This window comes from Frankia sp. QA3 (genome assembly GCF_000262465.1).
GTDB lineage: Bacteria > Actinomycetota > Actinomycetes > Frankiales > Frankiaceae > Frankia.
Window position 1 is genome coordinate 847,772 of the sequence record NZ_CM001489.1, and the last position, 12,704, is coordinate 860,475.

At 73.6% G+C, this 12,704-nt stretch carries 9 protein-coding genes; all 9 read left to right on the plus strand.

Translation table 11 applies throughout. From position 1 onward, the window contains the following. The coding region (locus tag FRAQA3DRAFT_RS03350) for a phosphatidylglycerol lysyltransferase domain-containing protein (RefSeq protein ID WP_009737663.1) at window positions 1-1,794 on the plus strand (1,794 nt) is incomplete at its 5' end. Between the two features lie 82 nt (window positions 1,795-1,876). Next, window positions 1,877-3,004, plus strand: a complete 1,128-nt coding sequence (locus FRAQA3DRAFT_RS03355) for an esterase family protein (protein WP_009737664.1) — start codon at window positions 1,877-1,879, stop codon at window positions 3,002-3,004. A 380-nt stretch (window positions 3,005-3,384) separates the two neighbouring features. Continuing rightward, entirely contained in the window at window positions 3,385-4,224 is an 840-nt protein-coding gene (locus FRAQA3DRAFT_RS31190; protein WP_157467058.1) for a rhomboid-like protein, read from the plus strand. 365 nt (window positions 4,225-4,589) lie between these two features. Then, on the plus strand, window positions 4,590-5,267 hold the full coding sequence (locus FRAQA3DRAFT_RS03365; RefSeq protein ID WP_035920529.1) for a Crp/Fnr family transcriptional regulator: 678 nt from the start codon (window positions 4,590-4,592) through the stop codon (window positions 5,265-5,267). A 159-nt stretch (window positions 5,268-5,426) separates the two neighbouring features. Beyond that, on the plus strand, window positions 5,427-6,533 hold the full coding sequence (locus tag FRAQA3DRAFT_RS31195) for a hypothetical protein (RefSeq protein ID WP_009737667.1): 1,107 nt from the start codon (window positions 5,427-5,429) through the stop codon (window positions 6,531-6,533). Further along, window positions 6,526-9,111: a hypothetical protein gene (locus FRAQA3DRAFT_RS03375; protein ID WP_035920530.1), complete on the plus strand. Its 2,586-nt coding sequence runs from the start codon at window positions 6,526-6,528 to the stop codon at window positions 9,109-9,111. Before FRAQA3DRAFT_RS31195 ends, FRAQA3DRAFT_RS03375 begins: the two co-directional genes overlap by 8 nt. Continuing rightward, entirely contained in the window at window positions 9,108-10,253 is a 1,146-nt protein-coding gene (locus FRAQA3DRAFT_RS03380; RefSeq protein WP_009737669.1) for a hypothetical protein, read from the plus strand. Before FRAQA3DRAFT_RS03375 ends, FRAQA3DRAFT_RS03380 begins: the two co-directional genes overlap by 4 nt. A 301-nt stretch (window positions 10,254-10,554) precedes the next feature. Further along, entirely contained in the window at window positions 10,555-10,956 is a 402-nt protein-coding gene (locus tag FRAQA3DRAFT_RS03385; RefSeq protein WP_035920532.1) for a hypothetical protein, read from the plus strand. A 693-nt stretch (window positions 10,957-11,649) separates the two neighbouring features. Further along, on the plus strand, window positions 11,650-12,072 hold the full coding sequence (locus FRAQA3DRAFT_RS03390) for a hypothetical protein (protein ID WP_009737671.1): 423 nt from the start codon (window positions 11,650-11,652) through the stop codon (window positions 12,070-12,072). The last annotated feature ends 632 nt before the right edge of the window (window positions 12,073-12,704 follow it).

The following is a 12,704-nucleotide window of genomic DNA, read 5'->3' on the forward strand; positions in this document are numbered from 1 at the left end:
GCGCTGCTCACCCTGACCGTCGGGCTGGGCGACGTGGTGTCCGCGCTGACCCCCGAATGGCGGACCCGGCTGGCGGACCTGCGGGTCCTGCTGCCCGCGGCGGCCTCCCGGCAGGCCGCGGCCTTCACCGTCGTCGTGGGCATGCTGCTCGTCCTGCTCGCCACGGGGCTGCGTCGGCGCAAGCGCCGGGCGTGGCGGGCCGTCATCGTCCTGCTCGGGCTGAGCGTCGCCCTGCACGTCGCCAAGGGGCTCGACTACGACGAGGCGGCGGTGTCGGCCGCCCTGTTCGGCGCGCTGGTGCTGGTCCGCGGGGAGTTCCGGGCCAAGGGCGACCCGACGACCCGCTGGCGGGCGCTCGGCGCCGGCCTGCTGCTCACCGCCGTCTCGATCGGGATCGGCTTCCTGCTGCTGCATCTGCGCGAGCACCGCATCGCCGGCCCGCACGCCTGGTCGGCCCAGCTCGAACAGATCGTGCTGGGGCTCGTCGGCGTCCCCGGTCCGCTGCACTTCACCTCCGACCGGTTCGCCGATCTCGCGGATCGGGTGCTGCTCACGCTGGGCATGGTGACCATCGGCACCACCGGCTACCTGGCGCTGCGCCCACCGCAGCCGCAGCCGCGGCTGACCGAGGAGGACCAGGCCCGGGTGCGGGCGCTGCTCGACCGGCACGGCGACGCCGACTCGCTCGGCTACTTCGTGCTGCGTTCCGACAAGTCGGTGATCTGGTCACCGTCCGGTAAGGCGTGCGTGGCCTACCGGGTGGTCTCCGGGGTGATGCTCGCCAGCGGTGATCCGCTCGGGGACCGGGAGGCGTGGCCGGGAGCGATCCGCGAGTTCCTGCGCGAGGCCGCCGACCATGCCTGGACCCCGGCAGTGATCGGCTGCTCGGAGGCCGGCGGCACGGCGTGGACCCGCGCCGGGCTGAGCGCACTGGAGTTCGGCGACGAGGCCGTGGTCGACGCCGCCACCTTCACCCTGGACGGCCGGGCGATGCGTAACGTCCGCCAGGCCGTCGCGCGGGTGGAACGCGCCGGGTACACCGCGGTCGCCCGCCGGGTCCGCGATCTCGCGCCGCACGACGTCGCGCGGCTGAAGGCGCAGGCGGCGGCGTGGCGCGGCAGCGAGACCGAACGCGGCTTCTCGATGGCGCTCGGCCGGCTGGGCGATCCCGAGGACGGCGACTGCGTCGTCGTCCTCGCCTACGAGACCGCCGCCTGTGACACCGAGGCGGACCCCGCCGAGCCGACCGACCCGTCGGACTCGGCGGGCGGGGAACCGCGGCTGCGGGCGCTGCTGCACTTCGTGCCGTGGGGGCGCCATGGGCTGTCCCTCGACGCGATGCGGCGCGACCGGTCGGCCGACAACGGGCTCAACGAGTTCCTCATCGTCAGCACCCTGCGCCAGGCGCCGCAGCTCGGCGTCGCGCGGGTGTCGCTGAACTTCGCGTTCTTCCGCTCCGCCCTCGAACGCGGCGAGCGCCTGGGCGCGGGGCCGGTGATCCGCTGCTGGCGCGGCACGCTGCTGTTCCTGTCGCGCTGGTTCCAGATCGACAGCCTCTACCGGTTCAACGCCAAGTTCCAGCCCACCTGGCAGCCTCGCTTCGTCTGCTATCCGGCGACCGCCGAACTGCCGCGGATCGCGCTGGCGATGCTCGAGGCCGAGGCGTTCCTCGTCCGGCCTCGCTGGCGTGACCACGTGCCCCGCCCCGGCGCGCTGCTCGCCGCCGCCCGCCGACCCCGCCGCGAGCGCCAAGCCCCCGAGGACGACCGGGCACGGGCGCCGGGTGCGCCCTGACCGCGGCCAACGGGCGGACTCGGCCAACGGGCGGACTGGCCGGCGGGCGGACTCGGACGGCGCGGCGCTGCGGGGGTGGGGTGTGGGCTCCTTGGTCATCATCGGGAAGTGGTTCCTGCTGACGCTCGCGGGCGTGACGCTGGCGGCGTGGGTGGGCTGGCTGCGGCTGGCACGGCGCGGCCGCCGGGCCGCAGCGGCCGGGACGGCGGGCGTCGCCGTCCTGCTCAGCCTCGCCACCGCCGCCGACCTCGTCAACGCCCACTACGGCTACCTGCCGCGGGTCGACGACGTCATCGGGGTCAGGTCCTGGCCGACCGCGTCGACCCGGGACGCGGTCGCCGCCGCGCCGGCGCGGACCCACCCGCACGGCTCGGTCATCGACCTGCCGGTGCCCGGCGCCCGCAGCGGCTTCGGCGTCCAGCAGGCGCTGGTCTACCTGCCGCCGCAGTACTTCACCGAGCCGCACGCCCGTTTCCCGGTGGTCTACCTGATGCACGGCTCCCCGGGGGTGCCGGTCGACTGGTACCGGGCGGACCGGGCCGCGCAGACCGGCGCCTGGCTCGCCGGCGACCACCGGCCGGCGATCCTCGTCGCCCCGCGGCTGAGCCACGGCTGGCTCGACGACAGCGAATGCGTCGACCGGCCCGGTGAGCACATCGAGACCTACGTCGTCGACGACGTGATCCCGACGATCGACGCCCGGCTGCGCGCCCGGCCAGATCGTGCCGACCGGGTCTTCGCCGGCATGTCGGCCGGCGGCTTCTGCGCGTTGAACCTCGGTCTGCGCCACCGCGACCTGGTCGGGTCGATCGTCGACATGTCCGGGATGGACCGGCCCACCCACGACGGGGGCATGGTCGGCCTGTTCGGCCACCGCCCCGACCTCGCCCGGGTCGCCGCCGCGAACACTCCCGCTCGCTACGCCGCCACGCTGGCGCCGGACCCGCCGGTGCGCATCTGGTTCGACTGCGGACTCGGCGACCACGAGTCGCTGGGCGACACCCGGGCGATGGCGTCGATCCTGGGCCGGCGGTCGGGGTTCACCGTCCGGCTGCGGCTGCGTCCCGGCGGCCACGACTTCGGCGTGTGGCGCCCGGCGCTGCGCGACGGCCTGGCCTGGGCTCTCCCGCAGACCACCGCCGTCCCCGTCCGGCCACCGGCCGCGCATCCCCCGCTCGGCCAGGCCGCGCGTCCCGCCGCGCCGGTCTGACCTCGGGTGCGGCCACCGGGCTGAGCTGGGCTGGGCTGGACTGGCCGTCGCGGGCGGGACGGTGGCTGTCGGCGTGTGGCGGTAGGCGTGTGGCGGTCGGCACATCGACGCTGCCTCGATGGGTGGCGGGGAATGCCGCGGCGGGTCACGATGTCATGACGGTGACGCTGATCCTCCTCGGGCGGGGGTGTTCCGTGATGCTGCCGGGTCGACCCCGCGACGGTCGGCGCCTGAGTTCCGCCCTCGTGGGCGGCGCTGCCCTGTCACCGCACCGGGCGTCGTCACCGCACCGGGCCTTGGCACCGCACCGGGCCTTGGCACCGCACCGGACGACGTCGCGGGGGGCTCCGTGGCTGCGGTTGGCGCCGCGGCGTTTCCCGGTGACGGGCGTTCTGCTCGGCGTGCTCGTCGCGGCGCGGGTGCTGCGCGGGGTGGACCCGGATCTCGCCACCCGCTGGCAGTGGGCGAGCAGCACGACACTGCACCAGATGCTGCACCACCCCATCGGCGTCCTCGTCGGCAGCATCCCCTGGGTGGCCGAAGGGCCGGTGGCGCCGTGGCTGGCGTTCGCCGCCCTGGCCGTCGGCGGGTTGGAGGCCACGGTCGGGAGCGTGGCGGCGCTCGCGGTCGCGTTCGGCGGCCACACCGCGGCGACGCTGATCTCGGAGGGGATCCTGGGGCTTCGGGTCGCGACCGGCGGCCTGCCGTCCAGCGCGCTGCACGTGCTCGACGTGGGCCCGAGCTACGCCGTCGGTGGCGCCCTCGCCGCCCTGGTCGCGCTGCCCGCCCGCCGCCGGCTGCGCACCGTCGCCGGCGTCACCCTCGTCGTCGTCGGCCCCGCGATGATGTACGGCGTCACCGACGGCGAGCTCGACGGGATCGGCCACACCGCCGCCCTCGCCCTCGGCGGCCTCGCCGGAACCATCCCCGCCCTGCGCCGCCGCGCCGCCCACCCGGCCCCGTCCCTCTCCGCCCGTCCCGTCGCCACCGCCCGTCCCATCCAGGCCACCCATCCGGCCAGTTCCGCTCGTGCCTTAACCAGGCTGTGGCGAGCCTCCCGTCCGCGGCTGGCCTGCGCGCCCGCCGAGAGGACCGCCATGCCCGCGCGCTGGGTGATGCGCGTCTGCCGCGGGATGCCGCGGGCCTCGGCCGGCACCGCCGACGTCGCAGCCCAGCAGCCGCGCCAGGTCTGGTTCCTCCCACGCGGCCTGCGTCACTAACTCGCCTTGAACCGCGTCCGTACTCCAGGCCGCCGCGCCCGCAGCACCGGTCCGGGGCGGGGCCCCGCCCCGGACCGCTGGCCTCTGCTTTGCTACGCGGCGAATTGCTGGAGGTTGATAACAACCGTGGACCGGTGAACCACCGCTAAGCTCCAGCAACTGACAAGCTACTGGGCGACGACTACATGGCCTCTCCGTCGCCGGCGCGAAGCAGGGACGACCATCCGACGGGTCGGGCGTCGGCCTGGCGCGGGGCGCGGATGGCAAACGGGATTGTCCGGATATTCTGGGTCGACTGGTCACAGGTCCCACATGAAGCCGTCCTCGCCCCGGCTCCCGTTAAGCGGTTGCGATACCCCTGCGGAATGTCCGATGTCATCCGACCTGTGCGGCGGGGAATGCGGGCCCTGCTCGGCGACGAACTATGGCAGTTTCTCGTCCACGCCGGCACTCGTTGTCACTTCCGGCCTCGAGAACCGCTCCTGCGCCAGGGCGACCCAGGCGACTTCCTGCTTCTGCTCGCTCGCGGCCGGGTGAGGGTCGTCCGTTCAGACGCCGAGGGGGCGGAGCTGCTGCTGGCACTGCGCGCCCCCGGAGACGTCATCGGTGAGATGGCCCGGATCGGCGGTGGTCGCACCGCCACCGTGCAGGCGATCGACCGGTGCATGGCGTATCGGGTCACCGCGGCGTCGTTCGATGCGCTGCTCGACCGGCACGGCGCCCGCGGCGCCCTCGCCGACTATCTGGTGGGCAAGCTGTCTGAGACCGTGCCCTACCAGCACCGGCTCGTCCATCTTCCGACCCGACAGAAGATCACCCGGCTGATGCTGGACGTGGTCGCCCATGCCGGCCCGGAGCTCGCAGACCCGATGCGGGTGCCGTTCTCACTGGAGATGGTCGCCGGATCGCTGGGGCTCGGCCGCAGCACGGTGGCCGCTCACGTGGCGGCACTTCGGGCGGCCGGCGTTCTGCGCCCGGGTCCCCGGCTTGCCGTCGCCGATCTGCGCCTGTTGCGGCTGGAGGCGGGACTGCTGGCGAGCTGATCGCCCGCCCGGCCGCGGCGGGTGTGATGTGGGTAACCGTCGGACCGTCCATCGCTGGACGGTTTCCGCCCGCGCCGGCCACGACGCTGTTGCCGCGGACCTTCGGTCCGTGTTCTTCCGCCTCAGCGGAAGGACCGACCCCCACCTGGAGGACCGACGATGACCTCCCCGCCCGACACCAGTGCTGTTCCCGCCCCGGCCGCGAAGCTCCCGCCCTACCGAGCCCTGCTGGTCGTCGACATCAAGGACTTCAGCGGCGTGCCCGGCCGCTGGCACGAGAGTCTGACCCGCGAGGTGCCGAACCTGCTGGACCAGACGTTTCGCCGCTGCGGCTGGCCGGACTGGACGGCGGCGAAGCGCTATGACATCAGCACCGGGGACGGGCACGTCCTCGTCCTGGAGTCGTGGACCCTGCCCCTCCTCGTGCACCCGTTCCTGGAGAACCTGCAACGGGAGCTCGAGGACCGAAACCGGGTCGCGTCGACGGGCGCCGGCGGCGGCCGGCCGCTGCGGATGCGCGTCAGCCTGAACATCGGCCCGGTGACCGACTCCGGGACGAATCGGCTCGGCGACGGCAGTGGCGACGCCCGGATCGCCCTGCACCGGCTGCTGGACGCCGACGCGGTGCGTCACCTGCTCGACGACTCGGACCCGCAGGCGACCCTCGTCGCCGCGATCCTGTCGTCGCGGGCCTTCGAGGACGCCGTGACCGGCGGCTTCTGCCGGTTGGGCCCCGGCGACTTCGTGGCCGTGGACGTCGCGGAGAAGACGTACCGCGGCACGGCGTACCTCCGGGTGCCACGGCCGACCGGCGGCCTGCTGAACCGGGGCTTCCGGCCGCCGCAGGCCCCGCCCGACCCGGCCGGGCGCGACGGCGCCCGACGACACGCCCCCTCGCACACGAGCGAGCCCAGCGGGGGACCCGCCGGCTCCGGATCGTCTCTCAGCGTCGGCAACGTGGGTGGCGGTGTATCGGTGGGCAGCAATGGCCCGACTCACAACGGCTTCGGGGACCTCAACTCGGGCGACTTCCGCTCGACCCGGCGCGACAGTTACTCCGCCGGCCGGGACCAGTACCTCGGGCCGCGCACGGAGCACCGCAGCGAGCATCACGGCGCCGGCCCTCAGATCAACGGTCCGGTGGACCGCTCCTCCTTCAGCGGCTACACCTTCACCCAGGCGGCGTCACCCCCATCCGGCCGGCAGGACCGGCCCGGCCACCACGACGGCGACGACCACGGGTCCGACGGGGCCGACGATGACTGATCACGACCACGACCACGACCATCCGCCGCTCCTGCCGGACGGCGAACTCCCGCAGCGCGCCGCCGCGACGGGTTCTCCCGCGGGGGGTTCTCCCTCCGGAGACGACCCGGCGGCGGACCACCCGGGCATGGCGGGCCCCGCCGCGGCGGACCCGCGCCTCGCCGTCGGCAGCTGGGACGGGGACGATCCGGCCGCGGGCATGTTCGCCGCCGAGCCGGCGGGAGACTCGGCCGCCGACGAGACCTGGCGAATCGGCTCCGTCGGCGGCGGCCTCGCCGTCAACCCCGGCGGCCCCACCCACACGGGCGAAGGTGATCTGCTCTCCGCCCAGTCCGGGGCGCACGGGGCCGCCATCGCCGTCGCCGGCGATGTCGTCACGTTCCTTGGTGATCACGTCCGGCAGGCCGGCCGCCGCCACGGGCGGCCCGCGCCGCTGGCGGCCTCGACGCTGCGCGACCTCGCCGACGTCTTCGTGCGCCCCGACGGCTGGGCCCGGGCGCGGGCGGTCCTGGAACGTGAGCGGATGGTCCTGCTGCTCGCGGCGGCGGGGCAGGGGCGCCGCACCGCTGGGGGACTGCTGGCCGCGCAGGCCGGTGGGGCCGCCGCCGGCCTGTCCCAGGTGTGGCGTCTTCCCGTCGAGGTCGACGAGGCCGATCCCGGCGCGCTGCCCCGCGACGTGCCGCGACGGGCCGGGCTGCTGCTCGACCTCTGCGGCTCCGACCTGCCGCCCGCCGCCGAGCAGACCCGCCGGCTGGAGGCGTTGCGTGCCCGGGTCGGCGATGCCGGAGCCGAGAGGCATCTCGTGGTGCTGCTTCCGCCCGATGCCGAGGCGTGGCTGCCCGTCGAGCTGCGCACCCTGGCGGAGCCACTCGGCCGACCCGACTGGCGGGAGGTGCTGACCCGACACTGGGAGGCCCTGCTGCCGCGGCCATCGGCCGGACTCGCGTCGCTGCTCAACGCCGCCGCTCCGCCCGCCGCCGCTCCGCCCGCCGCGGCACCCTCCGACGCGACGCTCGTCGACCCGGTACTCGCCGGGCTCGCCGGCGCCACCATCGACCAGGTCAGCCGCGTCGCCCGCGAGGCGGCCCGATGGCAGGGCGACCATCCCGGCGACGAGCCGGCGACCTGTCTGAGACAGGCATGGGAGACCGTCGGCCGGGACGACGCCAGGGGCGGCGAGGAGATCGACAAGCTGCTCGCGGAGGACGCGACGGGACGGCGGGCCTCGCTGCTCGTCGCCGCCGCGATGCTGGCGGGCGCCGACCGCGACGCAGTCCTCGCTGCCGAACGCCGCCTCGCCGCGATCTGTGGGCTCCCGCCGGTCGACACCCACCCACTCGCCAGCCCCGGGTACCGCCTGCGGCTGCGGGACCTCGGCATCGGGTGGAACGACCGCCGCCGGATCGAGTTCGACCCGCCGCAGCGCGCCGCCATCGTCCGGGGCTACGCCTGGGACAACTACCCGTTGCTGCGCGCGGACTTCCTCGGCTGGGCGGTGGCGGTGGTCGTCGACGCCGACCGGCATCTCACGGCACGCGACCTCGGCGAGTTCGGCGTGCGGTTCGCCGCCCAGTCGCTGCGGGTCGACCGGCCCGAGGACGCCCTGACCCTCGCCCGGCGGTGGGTGGAGCGCCGCGGCGCCGCGGCGATGGGGAGCTGCTCCCGCCTGCTGGAGGAGGGCCTTGCCGTGCGCGAGGAGGGCACGGGAGGCGTGGCGTTCCGGCGGGCGATCCTCACCTGGTCGCGCAACCGCCACCTCAACACGTACCTCGCCCTGCTCTGCGTCCAGCTCTGTGAGGACTTCGTCGCCCTCACCTATCCGCGGCAGGCGCTGACCCGTCTGCACAACTTCACCGCGCACGAGGACCCACAGGTGGCCGCCAGGGCACTCGTCGCCGCCGAACGGCTCGCCACCGCCGACCCCGAGGGCTACCGCCACCTGCTGGACCGGGTGCTGCGCGCGCCCCAGCCGGTGGCCGGCAGTGCCGGCAACCGCGAGGTGTTCCTGCGGCTGGCCGCCGTTCCCCGGCTGTGCGAACGTCACGGCGGGTGGCGCGCGGTCGACGACGCCGACGTCCGCGACCTGCTGCGTGCCGGCTGGGTCGACGTGATCGACCAGGATCTCGGCGCCGCCGGTTCTGATCGGCGCTCGCAGTCCCGCCTGTCGCCCGCGGTCGAGCAGCGCATCGTCGAGTGGCTGGACGGCCCGGACACCGACATCGAACCGCCTCGTACAGGGCTGGCCGACCTGCTCGTCGACGGGCTGCGGGACCGCTTCGACCTGCTCGCCACCCTCCGTCTGGTCTGCTGCCACGCCGACCGCGAGGGCCTCGACACCGGTGCCTTGACGGGGCCAGGAAACCTGACGCAGTCACCGTCCTCCGCGTCACCGTCCCCCGGCGTGCGGGCCGCGTATTCGGCTGGGTCCCGTCACGGCCGAGGTCTGGACGCGGCGCGCGCCGGCGTGGTCGCCCGTATCGACTATCTCCTCGGAGGCGGGGAACCGCTGGATGCCACGAGGGACGTCGATGCGCTGGGCCGCACGGCGGACCTCGCCGGTGACGAGGAGGAGTGGTGACCGGGCGGGACAGCCGGATCCCGGCCGCGGTGAGCCTGTTGTGCGCGGTCGCCGCTCCGCTGCTGCTCGGACATCTGGCCGGCGGACCCACGGTGGTCTGGGTGCTGCTTGCCGCCGCGCTCGCGCTGGTCACGGCCGTCCCGTGGCTGCGCCGCACCGCGGCACCGTCCGACCGGTTCGCGGCGCCGCCGGCCTCCGGGACACCCCTCCCACACCTGCCTTCCGCGGCGGATCGGCTGCCGGCCTCGGACTGGCTCCTCGCGTCGGAGCCGCCTGCGGATCTGCCCGGCGATCTTGTGCCGGAATGGCAGAAGCTGCGGTGGGTCGGGCGGGTGTTCGGCTCCACCAGGTCGGCGGTCCTCTGGCACCTCCTGAACCCCAGCGCGGACGTCGATCGGACTGGACTGACCCTCGAGAAACTCGAATATCTGGTGTCGGTCGTCGCCGGCAAACCACGGGAGGAGCGCGCCTCACCGTGGCAGCCCCAGCCCGCCGCGCCGTCCGGTCCCGTGCTGGCATTCGAGGACCATGCCCGGGCGCTCGTCACCTGCGTGTTGCCGACGTCGGGCGATGCTCGCCGGAGCCTGCTGGCCCGGGAGCTGGGGCATTTTCTCCAGCGCTGGAACCCCTCCGAGGAGTTCGACCGGCGGACGCGTGAGGCATACCTGCCTGGTTCGTTCGACGACTGGGTCCAGGAATCGGGCGGCCGACGGGTGTCGGACGCCGACCCGGGGGCGTCCGGGAGCGGGCCGCCTCGGAGCGGTTCGGTCCCACCCGGCCCCTCACCGGCCTCGGCTCCCGGGCGATGGGACGGTTCCGGTCCGCCCGGGGAGGCGTCGCAGCCCGACGGTTCCGGGTCGCCCCGCGAGTTCGGGTCGCCCCGCGAGTCCGGGTCGCCCCGCGAGTTCGGGTCGCCACCAAGGCCCCGGCCGCCAGGGAGCGAGGGGTGGAGGCCCGATCCGGGACGGCCTGTCGATGGCCAGCCGGCTGGCCATCGGACCCGCAACGGGTGGCCTCGGGGCGGCGGACGTGGCCTGTCGCGTCGCGGCGATCGGTGGTCCGCGGGCGGAGAGCCGCGTGGCGGTTGGTCCGCCGGTGGGGCCTACCCGGTGTCCGAGGAGGACGGCGGGGTGGGCGAGTAGGGCGGTCTGTGGTTGCAGCCGGTGGTGGCCTCACTGTTTGGACGTTTTCGTCCCTTGTTCGGCTTACCTGACATCTTCTGACGCTGTCGGGCGCGAAGTGTGGAGCTTTTTCGGTGCGGGTTTTCCCTGATATCTATGAGAGATCTCCGTGTATCGTCACGGGTTCGGTCTGAAATCCCCATTCCGGTTGACGGCGCCATCCGGCCCACGAACAATCACATCTGGCATCAATGCTGATTTTCGCGCGGAACCCGGTTGCTCCAGGGCTGGGCCGGTCGCGCGTCAGGAAACGGGGTGGAGCATGGCAAGTGTGAACGACGGAATTTATCGGATCACGCTCGACGGTCGGCAGATCCTGACCGCCGCCGGTGGGGACAACCTCGTCCTCCTGCCGGAGCGCACCAGCCGGCAGGAATGGCAGGTCCAGCGGACGGACAACGAGACCTGGGTGATCCGTCGGGGGGACTCGTCGCAGTTTCTCGGCTTCGACGGAGATCCGGACACCTTCGAGCGCGTCCGGCTGTTCGGTCAGCCGCGGGAATGGCGGATCATCGACGGCCCGCGGCCCGGTACCTTCACCATCGGCGTGCCGAACAACGAGCTGACCCTGGGCCTGCACCCGGCGCTCATCTTCCCGCCGCTGGTCGCGCTCTCGCCGGTCTTCAACGAGGACAACGGCTGGAGCTTCGAGAGCGTCGACTAGCTGCGGCCGCCCACGGGGGGGCGCCCCGGGAATCTGGCCGGGCGGCCACCTGCCGCGGATCGGCCGCCCTGTGCCGTGGACGACCCGCCCTGGTCGTCCACGGCACGGCCGCGCGGGGAGCATCGCGCGCGGCGGGCACTCCATCGGGATTGTCGGTGCCGAGCGGCCGTGGGTCCGCCCGGGAAGACCGGCACGCCCCGCCGACGAGTGCGGGTAGCATTCCCCACCGAATTCCCTGCCTTCGTCTGGTGGTTTTCCCCCGGTAGGGATGGGCGGAATACCTCATCGCCCGCAATGCGATCTCGCGGCGCGTGTAAACGGACCGCTATCCCGTTACCGGTCGTCCCCACAAGAAAGGGGAACCGGGCAGGTCCGCGGACGTGACAGTACGAGAGTGACGAGGAAGCCCGGTGGCGGTCGTTTCGCCGCCCCGCGGAATCGAGGTGTGGCGCTCGCGGCCTGCCGGACCATGCGCGGGCATGATGGTGCCCGGCGCCACGGGCGGCGCACCTCACCTCCGAACCACACGTTCACCGCGCAGCCGCGTGCCCGTGCGCCATCGCAGCATCCGCCGCGCCGGCGACCTGCCGGCATCGGCTGCGGGAGGGGACATCCCGCCGCGGCGCGGCATCCTCCCGCCCGAAGCCGGCCGTGTCACGGCCGGCTGCTTCACGACCAGAAACGGGGTTGACCGTGGGAAAAATTGCTGACGGCGTCTACCGGATCCGCATCGACGGCCGGGACAACCTGACTCTGAGCTCCCCCGACCGCAACAACATCTTCCTCCTGCCGGGTGAGGGCCCCGGGCAGGAGTGGGAGATCCAGCAGTCCGGAAGCGGGCAAAACGGTAACGGCACGTACACCATCCGGCAGGCCTCCGCGCCGCTCTTCGTCGGTTTCGAGGGCTCCCCGGACGTCTTCGAGCGGGTCCGGCCCCTCCCGGAGGCCCGCGAATGGCGGATCGTCGAGGGCCCGCGGCCGGGCACGGTCACCATCGGCGTGGTGGAGAACGACCTCACCCTCGGGCTGCACCCCGCGCTGATCTTCCCGCCGTTGGTCGCCCTGTCGCCCATCTTCGCCGAGGACCGCGGCTGGTCCCTGCAGCCCGCCGGCTGACCAGCGGACGCCCCTGCCTCACGGGGAGGCCGTAGCGCCGCCGGCCGAAAGCCGCCCGGAGGGGGATGGCAGGGGACACCGAGAACGGCCATACCGTGCCGCGGCGACCACTCATCGCGCCAGTCTGCCGCGGCACGGCTCCCGGGCGACTACTGATCTTCAATGTGCGATACCGGTCGATGGATCATGATGATCGCTTCACGTTCGGCCCGGCGACGGCGAGGTACCCGCCGAGCAGGCCAGGGCGGCGTCGGACCGGCCCATGGACGGCCGCCGGCCGGCACACAACCCCACCCCCGACCCGACCCGACCCGACCCCGATGGTGATCATGGTGTTCCGCGGAACCGGAACCGGGCAGGATCCGCTCCAGCTCGACCTGGCGGATTAAAGATCAGTAGTTCCTGCGCCGGCCATGCAACGTCCGATTTGCATGGTAGTGGGGGCTTTGCGCGGTGATACTGGTGCGCTGAGCGCCGATGGTTCGTGACGACCCGTGGTTCGACGTTGACGCACCGTCCGCTGGATGGAGTTCCGCCGGATCGCATTCGTCGGCGGCCGCGGTCGAGACGAAGGTGCGCCTGCTGGACGATCCCACTGCGCGGGCCTACGGTGCGGACGAACGCGGCTCGCT

Bases quoted from the DNA above. Each gene is read 5' to 3' on its own strand.
- FRAQA3DRAFT_RS03375 (WP_035920530.1), top strand. From the start codon at position 6,526: ATGACTGATCACGACCACGACCACGACCATCCGCCGCTCCTGCCGGAC.
- FRAQA3DRAFT_RS03385 (WP_035920532.1), top strand. From the start codon at position 10,555: ATGGCAAGTGTGAACGACGGAATTTATCGGATCACGCTCGACGGTCGG.
- FRAQA3DRAFT_RS03365 (WP_035920529.1), top strand. From the start codon at position 4,590: ATGTCCGATGTCATCCGACCTGTGCGGCGGGGAATGCGGGCCCTGCTC.
- FRAQA3DRAFT_RS31195 (WP_009737667.1), top strand. From the start codon at position 5,427: ATGACCTCCCCGCCCGACACCAGTGCTGTTCCCGCCCCGGCCGCGAAG.